Origin of the sequence: Vibrio sp. D431a (assembly GCF_030248655.1) — a bacterium.
Classification (GTDB): Bacteria; Pseudomonadota; Gammaproteobacteria; order Enterobacterales; family Vibrionaceae; genus Vibrio; species Vibrio alginolyticus.
Genome location: NZ_JAHGAP010000027.1, coordinates 194,048 through 211,810 on the forward strand (window position 1 = coordinate 194,048; position 17,763 = coordinate 211,810).

The window sequence follows — 17,763 nt, forward strand, 5'->3', positions numbered from 1 at the left end:
TTTCGCTCCCTTAATCTTACTCACCCAACGACTGGGAGGATGGTCGGTATTGTTCATGTAAATCTCCGATAGCGCTGCCATTATTGGCAGCGCAAGTATAGTAGCAAAGTTCATCAGGTATGGAAGTTTTACTTTGCCGTTTTTGCTAAATTTTCATACAAAAAAAGCGCCCTTCGGACGCTTTCATTTGCAGTCATTATGAATTACTGAATAGTAATACGAGCAAATTTACGTTTGCCTACTTGGAACACGTAAGTACCCGCTTCTGGAGCAAATTTGCTGTCCGCAATTTTTTCACCATCAATCTTCACAGCGCCCTGCTTAACCATGCGCATCGCATCTGACGATGATGGACATAAGCCTGCTTCTTTCAACAGATTACTCACTGGGCGACCTGCGTCAAAGTCAAACTCTGGCATTTCATCAGGAATTTGGTTCTTCGCAAAACGGTTTACGAATTCTTGCTCTGCTGCATCGGCATCGGATTCACTGTGGAAACGAGCAATAATTTCTTTTGCTAGCAATACTTTGATGTCACGAGGGTTTTTGCCCGCTTCTACATCAGCTTTGAATTGAGCAATCTCTTCCAGAGGACGGAAAGAGAGCAGCTCGTAGTAGCTCCACATTAGGTCATCAGAAATAGACATGATTTTACCAAACATTTCGCTTGGCGCTTCGCTGATACCGATGTAGTTGTTTGCTGACTTAGACATCTTCTTCTCGCCATCAAGGCCCACTAGAAGCGGCATCATCAGTACAACCTGAGGTTTTTGACCGTGAGACTTTTGCAGTTCACGACCCATTAGAAGGTTGAACTTCTGGTCTGTACCACCTAATTCAACATCCGTTTCCATTGCTACTGAGTCCCAACCTTGTAGAAGTGGGTACATGAACTCATGAATAGCAATTGGCTGACCACCCGCGTAACGCTTTTTAAAGTCGTCACGCTCTAGCATACGAGCAACGGTTTGGTTTGCCGCAAGGCGAATCATACCTTCTGCGCCTAGTTCAGACAGCCACTCAGAGTTAAACTGAATTTTAGTCTTTGCAGGATCGAGAATTTTGAACACTTGCTCTTTGTACGTTTCAGCGTTACGCAATACGTCTTCACGACTTAGCGGTGGACGAGTTGTGTTTTTACCTGTTGGGTCACCAACCATTGCAGTGAAGTCACCGATTAGGAACGTCACTTCATGACCTAGTTCTTGGAACAAGCGAAGCTTATTGAAAATAACCGTATGTCCTAGGTGAATGTCAGGTGCTGTTGGATCAGCGCCCAATTTAATACGTAGAGGACGGTCTTCTTTTAGTTTTGCGATTAGCTCTTCTTCTGGAATCAGCTCTTCAACACCGCGCTTAATCTCGGCTAGTGCAGCTTCAATGCTCGCCATTCTTGTTCACTCCCACAGATTTGGCAAAAATATAATAGCTGAACATATTACTTGAATAGCGATGCATTTTGAAACACGTTAGACTAGGTAGTTGTCACTTTTTCCGTTTAATTTAGCAATCAAGTACCTCATGCATTCGATTTTTGTCCGACTTCCACTCTTGCACAAAGTATTGATCGGTTTTTTTAGTGCGCTGATTATCTTCGCGCTATTCTTTTTACCTGATCCGCAAGACCTAGACCCGCAGCAGAGCCGATTAAAAGTTGGTCAACATTATCCTGTGCCAGTTTCCCTCGAACTCAGTGCACTAAATAGTTCATCGCCTGCGGTTCCTGCCGTGCTGCGCTGGGAAACATACAAAGTAAAAAATGGCGAGAGTGCTGCCATCTTATTTAGTCGCGTAGGACTTTCTGCTCGTCTATTACATGAACTGGTCTCATCAGACAAAGAAGTGGAAAAACAGTTAACTCGGCTTCGACCTGGTGACCGATTGCAATTTGGTTTTGACGAAAATAACGACTTGGTGCAGCTAAGAAGGACACTAAGCGCGTTCGAGACTTTTCGTATCACATTAAAAGACGGCAAGTACGTTTCTGAAGTTGATAAGAAAGAAGTCGACTTCCAGTACAACTACGCAGAAGCCACCATCAAATCAAACTTTTGGAATGCAGGAATATCTTCTGGATTAAATGGTAACCAAATCATGGAACTGGCTGGCATATTTGGTTGGGACATCGACTTTGCTTTAGATATTCGTAAAAACGACAGCTTCCGAGTACTTTACCAAGAGGAAGTGGTAGAAGGTGAAGTAATCGGCCGTGGAAAAATCATTGCTGCGATCTTTAAAAACCAAGGCGATACCTTTACCGCAATATTGGATCAGAAAAGTGGCAAGTATTACGACGAAAATGGGCGTGCAATGAAAAAAGCATTCTTACGCGCGCCGTTGGACTTCCGTCGAGTTTCGTCTAATTTCAACCCACGCCGCTTACATCCAGTGACGGGACGCGTTCGTCCTCATAGAGGCACGGACTATGCGGCACCAGTGGGCACCCCGATTTGGGCGGCTGGTGATGGCGTTGTTCAAAAATCGTCTTACAACAAATTTAATGGTAACTACGTTTTCATTAAACATAGCAATACTTACATTACCAAGTACCTGCACTTAACCAAACGTACTGTACGAGCTGGTCAACGCGTTAAGCAAGGCCAAACCATTGGTACGCTTGGCGGAACTGGCCGTGTAACTGGCCCTCACCTGCACTATGAGTTCCTTGTGAATGGTGTCCATAAAAACCCGCGCACGGTGAATTTGCCACAATCTAAATCCCTGACAGGCAAAGCGAGACAAACTTTCATGGCAAACGCGAAAATTAGCATGGACAAGCTTGAACGCTACAGCAAACTGCTAGCAATGAAGTAAGCCAGGTATTGAAAAGGGCAGCGAAGCTGCCCTTTTTGTTTTGTCGATATCATCACGATAAAGCTTACTGTTCGGAGTGATGCTCTCTCCCGAGCATAAGCAAACACGGTGTCAGAACTAACGTTAGCAAAGTCGCAAACGCCAAACCACCCGCGACAGCGGTCGCAAGCTGAGACCACCATTGAGTGCTTGGTGCGCCAAACTCCACTTTCTGATTAACTAAGTCGATGTTCATTTCTAACACCATTGGCAATAAGCCTAATATGGTGGTCACCGTCGTAAGTAAAACGGGTCTTAAACGCTGCACACCCGTACGCAAAATAGCCTCAGATTTTTCTAAGCCACGTTTACGCATCTGATTATAAGTATCGATTAAAACAATATTATTGTTTACCACGATACCAGCCAACGCAATCACTCCAATTCCCGACATAATGATGCCAAATGGCTTTTGGAAAATAAGTAACCCAGCGAAGACACCAACGGTAGAAAACAGCACTGCACTAAGGATTAAGAAAGCTTGATAAAAGCTATTAAACTGCGTAATTAAAATCAAAGCCATGACACCAAGCGCGACAATAAAAGCATTTTGCAAGAATGCTGATGAGTTTTCCTGCTCTTCATTTTGACCCCGAATCTTATATTCAATGCCTTCCGGTAAGTCGAGCTGTTCCATTCCAGCGGCAATCTTAGGTAACTCAAGCGCCAAATTGTAACCTTCCACCATATCCGCTTTAATATTGATAACTCGATGACCGTCGACCCGACGAATAGTGTCTTGCTTATGATCTGGTTTGATTTGAGCAAAATTCGTAATCGGTACCAGACCAGCTGCCGTTTTCACTCTCAGTTGATCAAATCGACCTATGTCGCGCTTATCTTGCGGATAGCGCACCAAAATATCGACTTCTTCATCCGCATCATCGGGCAAATAATCGCCTATTTTCAAGCCGTTCGTAACAAACTGGACGGTATTCCCGACTAAAGTAGCATCCGCTGCAAAGCGAGAGGCGTCATCTCGCTGGATATCAATTTGCCAATCAATCCCTTCCTTATTAGTGGTATCACTCAAGTTGGTCAGTGCAGGATTACCATCAGCCCAATGTCGTACTTTTTTGGCTGCTTCATCTAACGCACTAACACTCAAATTTCGTGATGACACTTCAATCACGAGATCATGCTCGACAGGCGGTCCTGCGTCCGGGAATTTATACTCAAGTTCAACACCATAAAAGCGGTCTGTCGTCTCTTTTAGTTCCTCAATAATGGTTTTCACTTTGCGTCGATACTGCCAATCCACAGGCGTTATTTGAATCTGGCCAATCTCGTCCCCATTATCGCTCGATCCTGTGCGCGTGTAGACACTTTCAAACTCGTCATGACCGAGCATCACCTTCTCGATTTCGCGCATAACAACATCTTTTTCGTGAATAGACAGGTCACCATAAGAACGAACTTTAACGGTAAAAAAGGCAGGGTCCACCTCAGGGAAAAACTCTGCACCCAAGCCAGCTTTGTTGTAAGTGAAGCCGACACCTGCCGCTAGCAGTATCGCGCTGAGCAAGACCTTCCATGGATGACGAATCGCTACCGACAGAGTCTGGTAATAAAGCTTGGTAATGCCTGTCGCTTTTTCAAAGTTGCCGTTATGCAGCTCAACCATTTCTCGCTGAGCTTTCTGATTGACTACTTGAGGCTTGCCAATGATCCCACCGATGACAGGAACGAACAATAAAGCCATCATCAGAGAAGCGGCCAAAGTAGCAATTAAAGTAAGTGGTAAGTACTTCATGAACTCACCAGTGATGTCTGGCCAGAAAAGTAACGGAGCAAACGCAGCCAATGTGGTTGCTGTGGATGCGGTAATAGGCCAGGCCATTCGCTTTGCGGCATCTCGATAGGCTTCTTTACGTGGCGTTCCTTCTTGCATGCGCCGATCTGCAAACTCTGTCACCACAATGGCACCATCCACCAACATGCCTACTGCCATAATTAAAGCAAACAGTACGACGATATTGACCGTCAGCCCAAATACCGATAACACCAACAACCCAGTCAAGAACGATCCTGGAATAGAAATCCCCACGAGAAGCGCGGTCCTAACCCCCAATATGGCAATAATGACGATAACTACGAGGATAATTGCGGATAAGATATTGTTTTGTAGATCACTGAGCATCAATTTGACATCGTCGGATTGATCCCAAGTGTATTTAACTTGCAAATTGTCGGGCCACTCGGCGCGCTTCTGTCCCTGAGCCAGTACTTCTTTTACCAGCTCAACCGTTTCAATGATGTTTTCCCCTGCCCGTTTTTTTACGTCCAAAACGATGGCAGATTCGCCATCTAAACGAGCAAAACTTTCAGGATCGCGAAATGCACGCCGTACTGTCGCCACATCGCCAAAAGTGATCACCTCTTTTCCATTCACCTTGATAGGTAGTTCAAGCACATCTTTCAGTGAATCAAAAACCGATGGGACTTTTACCGAAAAGCGTCCATACCCAGTATCGACAAACCCCGCAGCCACAACTCGGTTATTCAAGGCAATTAAATTATAGATATCCGCTTGATCGAGACCGTAGCTTTCCATCAATAGCGGATCGACAACTATCTCCACGATGTCTTCGCGATCTCCTGCGATTTCAACCTCAAGAATCTGACGGAAACTTTCCAAACGATCACGTAACGTTCTGGCAATCTGAACAATGGTTCGCTCTGGTACGGTGCCATAGAGCACAACGGTCAAAACAGGCTCTTCAGATGCAAACGTGACTTCGTTTACCGTTGGCTCATCACTGTCCTCTGGTAACTTTGGCTTCGCAAGATCAACCGCATCACGCACATCTGCCATCGCTTTATCAAGATCCACTCCGACACTAAATTCCAGCGTCACCGAAGCATGACCTTCTGATGCCACAGAGGTCATCTCTTTTACGCCTTCAATAGAGCGCAACTCTTGCTCTATTGGGCGAACCAATAAACGCTCGGCATCGACAGGAGAAATGCCTTGATGTCCAACAGAAACATAAATAATCGGAATGGTAATATCAGGGCTCGATTCCTTGGGGATTGTGACGTAAGTAATGACACCAGCAATTAATATCATCACCAACAATGTCAGCATAGTGCGAGCGCGAGATAACGCAGCATCAATCAGAGTGTACATAAGTGCTCCTTACTGCTCACTAGCCGCTTCAACAACTACGTCATCAACTTTATTGGCCAGTACTTGATCACCATCTCGCACAAAACCTTGTCCCAGCACGATAATGTCTGCACGCTCTCCTAACCCAGAGAGCCACACACCATCATCCTCGGCCTTAACGAGTTGAATTGGAACAAACTCAACATACTCATTACGCAGTGTCTTGACACCTAAGTTACCTTCTTCATCTAGTGCTAACATGGCAGCCGTAATCTTTACTGCCAACACTTCACTCAAAGGCAGCTGTACTTCTGCGCTCATACCGGCAGGAATTCTTGCGTCTTGATTATCAATTTCGATTTCAATTGGAAATGTATTAGTAGAAGCAGAAGAAACACGTCCAATGTAGCGCACACGACCTTGATGATGCTGTTGGTTAATGGTTCTTACGTCGGCTTCTAGGCCTTCCTTAAGGTATTGTATATGCCGTTCACTGACATCGGCTTCAATCACTAAAGTATCCAAATCAATGACCGTCGCAATAGGATCGCCAATCCCGACAAAATCACCTAACTCAACAAAGTGGTGATCTACGATGCCATCAAATGGCGCTTTAACCTCAGTATTTCTTAAAGCCGTTTGCACGTTACTCAAATTCGCACGTGCATCTACCAACGCTGCTTGCGCTGTCGCAAATGCAACCTCACCTTGCAGTCCACGACTTTTTAGCGATTTAGCTGCATTAAACTCTTTCTCTTTAACCAACAGCATCGCCTGGGCCCGTTTAAGTTGAATGCCAAGGTCGCGCTTATCGATGTTTGCGATCACTTGTCCCTGTTTGACCGCTTGGCCTTTCTTTATGTTAAGACTGACTATTTTACCGGCAACTTCGGCGCCAAGACGCGCTTGACGATTGGGCGCTGTTCGTCCATACAATTCAATGGTTTTACTGGTAGGTTCGGCAAGAAAAGTATCAAACATCACCTTTGCAAGTGGTGTCGTGTTCGTGGATGTTGAAGAGTTAGGATGATCATCTTGTGCTTTGAGTTGGCCGATGGTTAGCCATGCAACAAGAAGTAAGACGAGGATAAGAGATACTAGCCAAGGGCGCTCGACAATTCGGCGTCCAAAAGAAAGTCCAGACATATAAAGTCCTTTTTATTATTTCTCTGCATATCTGCGAGCGTGTGCTTTACGTGACATCCTTCTACATAAAGCACAGGCAGCCATTAGCTGCCTGTTAGGTGTTAATTACACACTGAACGATGCACCACAACCACATGTTGTCGTTGCATTTGGATTATTTACGAAGAAGCGCGCTCCTTCCAACCCTTCTGTGTAGTCAACAATACCGCCAACGAGATATTGCAGACTCATAGGGTCTACAACCAGTGTTACACCACTGTTTACGATTGTCGTATCGCCTTCGTTTACATTTTCATCAAAAGTAAAGCCGTATTGGAAGCCGCTGCAGCCGCCGCCAGTAATGTATACGCGCAGTTTCAATGCTGGGTTTTCTTCTTCAGCAATCAATGCTTTAACGCGAGATGCTGCTGCGTCAGAAAAAGATAATGGTACGTTTACTTCGCTCACGAAGACCTCTCTCACTCGTGTAATGCGTCAAGCCTGAAGCAAGACGTCAAATTTGTGCTAATTGAGACGATTATCCAATACCTGACAAACTCGTTCAAGTATTCGCCGCCGATTCTTTATAACAGATGCGGATATATAAGATTACACTGCGAAACAACACATAAATTAAGCAAAACGTTTCTAACTTGATTATAGCTAGGTACAATGCGCTCCACTTGGTCCGAGCAATCAAAAGAGGATAACCCCATGACCAAATCATCAGAGCTGTATCAAAAAGCTCAGCAAACCATCCCTGGCGGTGTCAATTCACCAGTTCGTGCATTCAACGGCGTTGGCGGTTCTCCGCTATTTATCGAACGAGCAGACGGTCCACTGATTTTTGATGCCGATGGTAAAGCGTATATTGATTACGTTGGCTCTTGGGGTCCAATGATTCTTGGCCACAACCACGCGGTTATCCGCGAAGCAGTAATTGATGCAGCGCAACGCGGTCTCAGCTTCGGTGCGCCAACAGAACTTGAAATCGCGATGGCAGAATTAGTTTCTGAGCTTGTTCCATCAATGGAGCAAATCCGCATGGTAAGTTCTGGTACTGAAGCTACTATGAGCGCGATTCGCCTTGCACGTGGCTTCACCGGTCGCGACAAGATCATGAAATTTGAAGGTTGTTACCACGGCCACGCTGACAGCTTGCTAGTAAAAGCAGGTTCCGGTGCACTAACTCTAGGTCAACCAAGCTCTCCTGGCGTTCCTGCAGATTTTGCTAAGCACACGCTAACAGCAACATTCAACGACCTAGATTCTGTACGCGAGCTATTTGCTGCTAACAAAGGCGAAATTGCTTGTATCATCGTTGAGCCAGTAGCAGGCAACATGAACTGTATTCCACCAGTGGAAGGCTTCCACGAAGGGCTACGTGAAATCTGTGATCAAGAAGGCGCGCTACTAATTTTTGATGAAGTAATGACAGGCTTCCGTGTTGCTCTAGGCGGCGCGCAAGCACACTACAACATCAAACCCGACCTAACGACACTGGGTAAAGTGATTGGTGGCGGTATGCCAGTAGGTGCTTTCGGTGGCCGTAAAGAAGTGATGCAATACGTTGCACCTACAGGCCCTGTTTACCAAGCTGGTACCCTTTCCGGTAACCCTGTCGCAATGGCAGCAGGCTACGCATGTTTGAACCTTCTAAAAGAAGAAGGCAACGAAAAGCGCCTAGCTTCTAAAACGAAACAACTTGCTGAAGGTTTTAAGTCTCTAGCAGAAAAACACGGTATTCCGCTAGTTGTTAACCAAGTGGGCGGTATGTTCGGCTTCTTCTTCACTGACCAAGAAAAAGTAACTTGCTACGAAGACGTAACGAAGTGCGATGTAGAACGCTTCAAGCGTTTCTTCCACTTAATGCTAAAACACGGTGTCTACCTTGCGCCATCTGCGTTTGAAGCGAGCTTTACTTCACTCGCTCATGGTTCAAAAGAGATTGATGCCACACTAGAAGCGGCTGACCGCTGTTTTGCTGTTCTTGCAGAAGAAGCGAAATAATCGCTAAAAACGGCGATAACGCATTTAGAAAAGGACCGTAACGGTCCTTTTTTATTGCCAATTCAAAATAACCAATATCGCTAATACCCCAACGACAATGCCAAACCACGGTATTCGCTTAGCTTTTTTCTCAGTTTGACACTTTTTATCACCGTTGCAACAACCCATAGCTCATCTCTTGATTGATAACCGACTGATTTGTAGTCATTATAGCAAGGTACATCGCCCTGCTCTAATTCGGCATTGTCATAAGCTTGAAAGAGTTAAGAGTGCAAAGTAATAAAGGTTACACGCCATCATTGAAGGCATAAACCGTAAACGTCACCTGTAAGTTGGACTAATACCATGCCAAATAATGTAAAAATAACGTCGAGTCACCGAGTACTAATGGTTGCTTTACTCGCCGCTGCTTTTGCTTGCTACTTATTGGTTGAGCCATATATCAATTCAATTGTGATGGCTTTTATCATTTCTTTGCTCATGTTTCCGATACACGAATGGTTTGAGCAGAAAATTCCCAAGCACCCCAATATGGCGGCACTGCTGTCATGTGTCGTCTTGACGTTTATTATTGTTATCCCGCTTTTATTTGTGTTTGCAGCCATTGTTCAGCAAGGCTCTGTTTTCTCACAAAATACATATAATTGGGTTACCAATGGTGGCATCCAAGATATATTCCAACATCCTTTCGTTATCAAAGGCTTAGCGATTGTTAATGAGTACTTACCTTTTGATAAAATCGAGCCCAAAGCCATTGCTGAGAAAATTGGTCAATTTGCTACATCGTTTGGCTCTAACTTAGTTGCTATCAGCGCAAAGATTTTAGGAGACGCAACCAACTTCCTAATGAACTTCTTCCTGATGCTGTTTGTGCTGTTTTTTCTGCTTCGTGACCACGACAAAATTATCTCTGCGATTCGTCATATCCTGCCACTCTCACGTAGCCAAGAAGACCGCATATTGACAGAGATAGAGCAAGTTTCTAAATCAGCCGTGATGGGCTCATTCATGACAGCGATTGCTCAAGGTTTGGCTGGCGGTATCGGTATGTGGCTCGCCGGCTTCCCTGGGTTATTTTGGGGAACAATGATGGGCTTTGCATCATTCATTCCAGTGGTAGGAACCGCACTAATCTGGATTCCTGCAGCAGCGTACTTGTTCTTAACAGGCGATATGACTTGGGCTATCTTCTTGACGGTGTGGAGTGTAGTTGTCGTTGGCTCTATAGATAACCTATTGCGTCCGTTGCTAATGCAAGGCAGCGCCGGCATGAATACCCTTATGATTTTCTTCTCATTACTGGGTGGTCTGCATCTGTTTGGTTTGATTGGTCTTATCTACGGCCCACTTATTTTTGCCGTGACCATGGTACTGTTTAATATCTACGAGGAAGAATTCAAAGACTTCCTTAACCAACAAGACAACAGCTAGTCACCGCTTAATCACTTCAAGCTTGGGGCAGATTGTGCGAAAATCTGCCCCAAATTATTTCTGATGAACCAAATTTATGTCTGCTTATATCGCTCCTAGCCAAATAGCTCAGCGCCAACTTGAATACTTCAACGGAAAACACGTTTTAGTCGCTGGTGAAGTTGAAGACCTATTTCCTCTTGAGTTAGTGGCTCATTGTGAGTCTGTTGAAGTGTTTACTTCCAACTATAGCTACTACCGCCAAATTCAAACCTCTGACAAAGTGAAAAGTCATTTTGGCTCTGTGTTTGATGTTGAAACAAAAGCAGACATGGTCCTTTTATACTGGCCAAAGGCAAAAGCTGAAGCAGAATACTTGCTGGCGATGTTGATGGCGAAACTGGGCATTAACACCGAAATCGTCATCGTTGGTGAAAACCGCTCCGGCATCAAGAGCATCGAGAAGATGTTCCAAGAATACGGCCCTGTGAACAAGTACGACTCTGCTCGTCGCTGCTCATTTTACTGGGGTAATTGCCTCAATGAACCAAAACCTTTCAACCAAGCAGATTGGTTTAAGTCTTACACTGTTACACTCGGTGAGCAGTCGCTAGCGGTTAAGAGCCTACCTGGCGTATTCAGCCATGGCGAGTTCGACTTAGGTAGCCGATTGCTGCTTGAAACCTTACCTAAGCTGTCGGGCAAAGTGCTCGACTTTGGTTGTGGTGCAGGTGTGCTCGGTGCGTTTATGGCGAAAGCGAATCCAGAGATCGCGATTGAGATGTGTGACATTAATGCTTATGCGATCACTTCTAGCCAAGCCACATTAGAAGCGAATGGTTTATCCGGACGCGTATTTGCATCAGATATATACTCGGATACCGCAAAAGACTACCGCTTTATTATCAGCAACCCGCCATTCCACAGTGGTTTAGACACAAATTACAACGCAGCGGAAACCTTGTTGGGTCAGGCACCACAATATCTAACCAAAGACGGCGAAATGGTGATTGTCGCGAATAGCTTCTTAAAATACCCACCAATTATCGAGCGGGCGTTTAATAATTGCGAGACGCTAAATAAGACCAATAAATTTTCTATCTACTACGCGAAAAAATCATAACTTCCCCCCGCGCAGGCACAAACCTGCGCGATTTTTTCTCATAAATTCAACACTCATAAGAAAAACTGCGTCACCCTGCACGCTTTACAACTAACTTTCTTGTCAAAGAAAAAAAACTCGTTAATTTTGTTAATTCTATCTAGTTGAACATCTTATCCGTTTTTAACGAGAACCTCGGCAGCGAAGTATGTTTTAGAACTGCCCATTATGAGTTGTAATCTTATCCATGTTTAAATTCTACAAAAAACAGAAATTTAAGCGCCTTCAGAGTACACTGATGACCGCATTTCTGGTGCTCAGTATCACACCTCTTACCATTACTGCGATCTTTTTCTTGCAGTCCCACAGTAAAGATCTGCAAGAACAAAGCACCTCACACTTACTGTCTGTTCGAGATACAAAACAGCAGCAAATCATCGACTACTTTGAGGCACGAGAAACCGAAGTCATGGGCTTTGTGCGCTCAGAGTTGGCTTACGCCAGTGGTGGCCGATTCTACGGTCTCGTCAATGCTTTTAGTCGTTTAGGCAATGATATTGAAGAGTCTCGTAAAAACGCCCAACAGCGCTACATCGAGGGCAGCGGAGACCAAATCAAAACCTCAACGTTACCCGAGTCATCCAACTATGTAGGAAGTGAACGTTACCGGCTTTTACATAAACGCTATCATTGGGCCTACTTAGAGCTCCTCAAGCGCTCTGATTTTAATGACATTTTGCTGGTAGACATCAATGGTAACGTCACCTACTCGATCAACAAAGACGATAACTACGGAACGAACTTGTTATCAGGCCCCTACAAAGACTCGGCACTTGGCAAAACTTTCAAGCGTCTCGCCGATGATGTGACTGAACGTCGAAAAGTAAACGAAGACTACACTCCTGTGATTGTGTCTGACTTCGAGCTGGAAGGGGGGAAATCAGTCGCTTGGCTAGGTGCACCAATTGTTCAGCAAGGTTATCTACACAGCTATGCCATGTTCCGCTTGCCAAATAATGGCATCACTAAGTTAGCCGCAGACGCCAACCGAGAGTCATCAATTAACACCTTGCTGGTTGGAAATGATCACCAACCTCGCACAATTAACACGAAACAAGACGACATTAAGAACAGTTTAGAAGTGATCGATAAAGCACTCTCTGGTGCATTTGGTGTCGGCACTTACACAAACGGTTTAGGTGAAGAGATCATCGCGGCTTATGCACCGATTGAAACTCGTGGTGTGATTTGGGCGCTCGTCGTACAGTTACCAGAAAACGAAGCTTTCGCTCGTATACATCAACTCGAAAAACTATTCGTTATCGCTATGTTGATCGCCATTATCCTTGTGGTGATCGCTTCTCACTATTTATCAAACTTTATCACTTCTCCGTTGCTGAAATTGACTTGGGTTGCCGAAAAGGTCTCTGCAGGGGATCTTGATGACACGTCTTTTAATACGGTTCGTAAAGATGAAATTGGTCGGCTTGCGTTAAGCTTTGAACGAATGCAACGCTCTATTCGAGAGAAGATTCAAACCATTAAGAAGCAAAATGAAGAACTAGAAAGCAACATACAGATCATTCAGAAACAGAATGAAGAACTGCAATTGGCCGATAAATTAAAAGATGAGTTCTTAGCCACGACTTCTCATGAACTTCGTACACCGTTACACGGCATGGTCGGGATTGCTGAAACCTTAGCGTCCGGCGCCAATGGCGCGATCCCCGCTAGCCAGAAATATCAGCTTGATATCATCATTAAAAGTGGTCAGCGTCTCGCTAATCTAGTCGATGACTTGTTGGATTATCATAAAATGCGTTATGGAAGCATGGATATCCAGAAATCAGCAGTGAGTTTGGGCAGTGCAACACGATTGGTTTTAGAGCTTTCTAGCCATTTACTTGGAAGTAAAACCATCCGCATCATCAACCAAGTCCCAGCGGATTTAAAAGCAGTGTCAGCTGACCCGCAACGCCTTGAACAAGTGCTATATAACCTGATTGGCAATGCGATTAAATACACCTCAGAAGGTAAAATTGTTATCTCCGCTAATGTGGTAGATGATCATGTACGCGTACAAGTCGTGGATACTGGACAAGGAATTCCCGCAGAACAACTTGAACATATTTTTGAACCACTTATCCAAGCAGGGCAAGACGCGAGCCGTTATCGTCAAGGTGCAGGACTTGGGCTCTCCATTAGCCGTCAATTGATCGAATTAATGGGAGGCTCGTTATACGTCAGTAGCCAACCAATGGTCGGAACTACCTTCAGTTTCACTTTACCGCTCGCCAGTGAAGAAGAAATCCAAGCAACCCAGACTCTAGCTGCGCACGGGCACTTCCAAATTCCTGAAGTTAATGTAGAGAACAGTGAAGACTTATCACTTCCAGAGAACCCAGACGGCCCGTTACTGTATGTTGCTGACGATGAACCAGTAAACTTACGCGTGCTTGAAAGCTTTTTACGTTTAGAGGGCTATCGTGTGCGTACTGTCTCCGATGGGCCAGAAACGTTAGCGCTCGTCGAGCAAGAGAAGCCGGAACTTCTGTTATTGGATATCATGATGCCAGGCATGAGCGGCTACCAAGTTTGTAGTGAACTACGTGAAACCTATGATCATGCCGAGTTGCCAATCATTATGCTCACCGCACTCAGTCAAACAGAAGATCGTGTAAGAGGTTTTGAGGCAGGAGCCAACGACTATTTATCGAAACCATTTAATAAACAAGAGTTGGCGGCACGTATCCAAGCGCATTTAACGGCAAGTAAAGCAGAAATGCGCCATATGGAAAACAAAGTGCTAGAGTCTGAACTTAGACAGCGTGCAGTCGTTGAAGCAAGCTTACTTGAGACTCAAGGTCGTTTGTTGGAACAGCTAGAATCGGCTCCTGAAGCTATCATCTGTCTACGTGAAGACAAGCGTATTCGCTTTGCTAACGAAGCTGCTTGTAAGCTATTCAAGCGCAGCTTAGAACAGCTAAAGCGTTCATCTGCTGATGAGCTGATTGCCCCTAAATATCTGACCGTCAAACAACCTCATTACTGTGGCAAGATTGATATCTATATTGAAGATATTCGTCAGAACATCGAAGCAGACATTCTTAAGCTCCCTGAAGGTTCAGGGTTAGATATCATGTACATCTTTAATGTCGGCGGTGGAGCCAGTGCCGCTCGCATACATAATCTAGAAACCGCCGTAGAAGTGCTTTCAAGTTATGCATTTGATGGTGACAAAGACCAATTGCAAAAGCTAAAAGAGCTTGGCGGAGAATTTACGCGCCTTGCAGACAAAGCGCTCGGTAATAAAAAAGACAAGCAAGAACTTATGCGAGAAGTTCTAGTAGACGCAATGACACATGCTTTAGAGTATTGGGAATCTGTAACGGGTGAAAGTAAGTTCGCATTTGCAGAGCAAAGTGGCTTGTGGCGCGTTTATCTAGACCGTAGTACTTTGCAAACACGCACTTTAGATAAATACATGCGTATAGAAACATTACCCAAAACACCACGTTGGAGAACGGTGCTAAGCTCGATAGAGTTCATTCTCGAACACTGCAAAGAACAGAGCCCCGAGAGAGCATACATAGAAGCACAACGAGATAAACTACAGCGACTATTGACCAGCTAATATTTATCAAAAAAACTAGCCTAGCGTGCATGCTGGGCTTTTTTGTTATTCGAGTATTCCCTTCCTAGAGATAAAAGAGACCGCCTCTTCCTACCCCATTAACATATTTCCAATAACGAACATTCGGTTAGACATCGCTATCTATTGTTGGTCTTCAAAACGTACGATCTTATCCATTTAACTGGCCTTAATTAGGTAAGTTCGAGCAACCAAAAAACTTCATTCATACAATAAAAAAAGGACGACAAACGGAAGAAAACTGTCGATAAAAAAGGCCATTTTTCAGATAACAAGCGGATTTTGACGAACTATTGATAGAGATTGCGAACTTAATCACAACAGAACGGCAGATTAATTTTTAGCTGATTAATTAACACCATTTCTGCATGTGAGCGAGATCTCCGAACCTAGAAACCAAGCAAGAAACGTATATTTTAAATGGATCACCAGGTTAGTAATCACCAACACTCATTATTAACAAGGATATAAACTGCGACGCATATCAACGTTTATTTTTTGTCCCTCTACTGGTTAAAATTAGCCAAAATAACGTTTATAACGGAGAGCTCAGAGATTTTAACGTTTTTAACGGGAATCAAGTTTGATTATTTTATGGATAAGGTGTTTTCTTACTCCTGCCTAAGGCCTACAGGCCACTCTTGGCGAAACTCAATGTTGTAATGAGTAAGGCATGTACAAGAGGTAGGTCTTAGAGAGTGTTTATCAATTGATGACATTCAATTCCATTTAGTGAAATGAAAGCAAATAGTAAGGAACAGCTATGCTTGCCAATATTAAAAAAACAGCACTAGCAACAGCAATTATTGCAACGGCTACTACAGGTTTTGCATCGGTAGCTACTGCGGCTGAACGCAGTGAACTGACTATCCACCCTAAAGAGTTTACAACTTTCGTTCGTAACTTTAACCCTTTCTTGGGTGCAACTAACCTGCACACAACAACCGACTTTATTTACGAGCCGCTCGTTGTTTTTAACGAAATGCACGGTAACACGCCTGTATTTCGTCTAGCAGAAAACTTTACCATGGCTGATGACCTGATGAGCGTAACCTTCGATATCCGTAAGGGCGTAAAATGGTCTGATGGCAAAGCGTTTACCGCTGATGATGTTGTTTACTCTTTCAACCTAGTTAAAGAGAAGCCAGAGCTAGACCAATCTGGTATCAACTCTTGGGTGACTGGCGTAGAAAAAGTTAACGACTACCAAGTTAAATTCCGTCTAAGCGAAGCAAACTCAAACGTTCCTTACGAAATTGCGAAAGTACCAGTCGTACCTAAGCACGTATGGAGCAAAGTAAAAGATCCAGCAACATTCACAAACGAAAATCCAGTAGGCAGTGGTCCATTTACTGAAATCGACACTTTCACACCGCAGCTATATATCCAGTGTGAGAACCCGAATTATTGGGATGCTGACAACCTAGATGTAGATTGTCTGCGTGTGCCACAAATCGCGAACAACGACCAATTCTTGGGCAAAATCGTTAACGGCGAAATGGACTGGACGTCTTCATTCGTACCAGACATCGACCGTACGTACGCTGCAGCAAGTCCGAATCACCACTACTGGTACCCACCAGCGGGTACTCAAGCATTTGTAGTGAACTTCAAAAACCCAGACGCTGCGAAAAACGAAGCACTAACTAACGTTGACTTCCGTCGTGCGTTCTCTATGGCGCTAGACCGTCAAACTATCATTGATATCGCTTTCTACGGCGGCGGTACAGTGAACGACTTCGCATCTGGCCTTGGCTACGCATTTGAAGCTTGGTCTGATGAAGAGACGCACAACAAGTACAAAGGCTACAACACATACAACGCGGAAGGTGCGAAAAAGCTTCTAGCTAAAGCTGGCTTCAAAGATGTAAACAAAGATGGCTTTGTGGATACACCATCTGGCAAGTCTTTCGAGCTTCTAATTCAATCACCAAACGGTTGGACTGACTTCAACAACACGGTACAACTAGCCGTTGAGCAACTAGCAGAAGTGGGCATTAAAGCTCGTGCTCGTACACCGGACTTCTCGGTATACAACCAAGCTATGCTAGAAGGTACTTACGACGTTGCTTACACCAACTACTTCCACGGTGCAGATCCACACTTGTACTGGGATAGTGGCTACAACTCGAAGCTACAAGCTGGTGACGGCATGCCTCGCTTTGCAATGCACTTCTACAAGAACGATAAGCTAGACGGTCTTCTTAACAGCTTCTACAAGACAGCAGATAAGCAAGAACAGCTAGAGATCGCTCATGGCATTCAGAAGATCATTGCTCAGGACCAAGTAACTATTCCTGTGCTATCTGGCGCGTACATGTACCAATACAACACAACTCGCTTCACTGGTTGGTGGAACGAAGAAAACCCTAAGGGCCGTCCAAACATTTGGGCAGGTATCCCAGAGCGTCTACTTCACGTACTGGACCTAAAACCAGTTAAATAAGTAGAAGTTCATTTCAAGCGGCATACATCCCGTGTGCCGCCTATAAAAATCCCTTG

The 17,763-nt window shown here is 44.6% G+C and carries 10 protein-coding genes; 6 read left to right on the top strand and 4 right to left on the bottom strand.

The features are described 5' to 3' along the window. Positions 1–203 precede the first annotated feature (203 nt). Complete coding sequence (tyrS, locus tag KJB35_RS22295) at positions 204–1,391, bottom strand: tyrosine--tRNA ligase (protein WP_005380061.1); 1,188 nt, start codon at positions 1,389–1,391, stop codon at positions 204–206. A 130-nt stretch (positions 1,392–1,521) separates the two neighbouring features. On the opposite strand from tyrS, the gene KJB35_RS22300 reads away from it, so the two are divergent. Beyond that, positions 1,522–2,814: a peptidoglycan DD-metalloendopeptidase family protein gene (locus KJB35_RS22300; RefSeq protein ID WP_005386530.1), complete on the top strand. Its 1,293-nt coding sequence runs from the start codon at positions 1,522–1,524 to the stop codon at positions 2,812–2,814. A 64-nt stretch (positions 2,815–2,878) separates the two neighbouring features. On the opposite strand, the gene vmeK is transcribed toward KJB35_RS22300, so the two are convergent. From vmeK to erpA, 3 genes are all read right to left on the bottom strand, one after another. Continuing rightward, positions 2,879–5,983 carry a multidrug efflux RND transporter permease subunit VmeK gene (vmeK, locus tag KJB35_RS22305; RefSeq protein WP_042521357.1) on the bottom strand — a complete coding sequence of 1,035 codons (3,105 nt, stop codon included), beginning with the start codon at positions 5,981–5,983 and terminating at the stop codon, positions 2,879–2,881. Between the two features lie 9 nt (positions 5,984–5,992). After that, positions 5,993–7,108, bottom strand: coding sequence for an efflux RND transporter periplasmic adaptor subunit (locus tag KJB35_RS22310; protein ID WP_005386537.1), 1,116 nt, complete (start codon positions 7,106–7,108; stop codon positions 5,993–5,995). Between the two features lie 105 nt (positions 7,109–7,213). Further along, a complete protein-coding gene (gene erpA, locus KJB35_RS22315) occupies positions 7,214–7,555 on the bottom strand; it encodes an iron-sulfur cluster insertion protein ErpA (protein ID WP_005380031.1) in 342 nt (113 codons plus the stop codon). Between the two features lie 246 nt (positions 7,556–7,801). Between erpA and hemL the strand changes: the two genes are divergently transcribed. The 5 genes from hemL (at position 7,802) to KJB35_RS22340 (ending at position 17,707) form a co-directional block, all read left to right on the top strand. Next, positions 7,802–9,097 carry a glutamate-1-semialdehyde 2,1-aminomutase gene (hemL, locus tag KJB35_RS22320; protein WP_005380032.1) on the top strand — a complete coding sequence of 432 codons (1,296 nt, stop codon included), beginning with the start codon at positions 7,802–7,804 and terminating at the stop codon, positions 9,095–9,097. Between the two features lie 345 nt (positions 9,098–9,442). Beyond that, positions 9,443–10,528 carry an AI-2E family transporter gene (locus tag KJB35_RS22325; protein ID WP_005386541.1) on the top strand — a complete coding sequence of 362 codons (1,086 nt, stop codon included), beginning with the start codon at positions 9,443–9,445 and terminating at the stop codon, positions 10,526–10,528. Positions 10,529–10,604: 76 nt separating this feature from the next. Further along, on the top strand, positions 10,605–11,630 hold the full coding sequence (gene rsmC / locus KJB35_RS22330) for a 16S rRNA (guanine(1207)-N(2))-methyltransferase RsmC (RefSeq protein ID WP_025768200.1): 1,026 nt from the start codon (positions 10,605–10,607) through the stop codon (positions 11,628–11,630). 226 nt (positions 11,631–11,856) lie between these two features. Beyond that, positions 11,857–15,243: a response regulator gene (locus KJB35_RS22335; protein WP_005380036.1), complete on the top strand. Its 3,387-nt coding sequence runs from the start codon at positions 11,857–11,859 to the stop codon at positions 15,241–15,243. A 781-nt stretch (positions 15,244–16,024) separates the two neighbouring features. Then, positions 16,025–17,707 carry an ABC transporter substrate-binding protein gene (locus KJB35_RS22340; protein WP_005380037.1) on the top strand — a complete coding sequence of 561 codons (1,683 nt, stop codon included), beginning with the start codon at positions 16,025–16,027 and terminating at the stop codon, positions 17,705–17,707. Positions 17,708–17,763 lie beyond the last annotated feature (56 nt).

What these genes read in the sequence shown, in the direction of transcription:
- KJB35_RS22310 (WP_005386537.1), bottom strand. Translation starts at nt 7,108, where the DNA reads ATGTCTGGACTTTCTTTTGGACGCCGAATTGTCGAGCGCCCTTGGCTA.
- vmeK (WP_042521357.1), bottom strand. Translation starts at nt 5,983, where the DNA reads ATGTACACTCTGATTGATGCTGCGTTATCTCGCGCTCGCACTATGCTG.
- hemL (WP_005380032.1), top strand. Translation starts at nt 7,802, where the DNA reads ATGACCAAATCATCAGAGCTGTATCAAAAAGCTCAGCAAACCATCCCT.
- KJB35_RS22335 (WP_005380036.1), top strand. Translation starts at nt 11,857, where the DNA reads ATGTTTAAATTCTACAAAAAACAGAAATTTAAGCGCCTTCAGAGTACA.
- KJB35_RS22340 (WP_005380037.1), top strand. Translation starts at nt 16,025, where the DNA reads ATGCTTGCCAATATTAAAAAAACAGCACTAGCAACAGCAATTATTGCA.
- KJB35_RS22300 (WP_005386530.1), top strand. Translation starts at nt 1,522, where the DNA reads ATGCATTCGATTTTTGTCCGACTTCCACTCTTGCACAAAGTATTGATC.
- tyrS (WP_005380061.1), bottom strand. Translation starts at nt 1,391, where the DNA reads ATGGCGAGCATTGAAGCTGCACTAGCCGAGATTAAGCGCGGTGTTGAA.
- rsmC (WP_025768200.1), top strand. Translation starts at nt 10,605, where the DNA reads ATGTCTGCTTATATCGCTCCTAGCCAAATAGCTCAGCGCCAACTTGAA.
- KJB35_RS22325 (WP_005386541.1), top strand. Translation starts at nt 9,443, where the DNA reads ATGCCAAATAATGTAAAAATAACGTCGAGTCACCGAGTACTAATGGTT.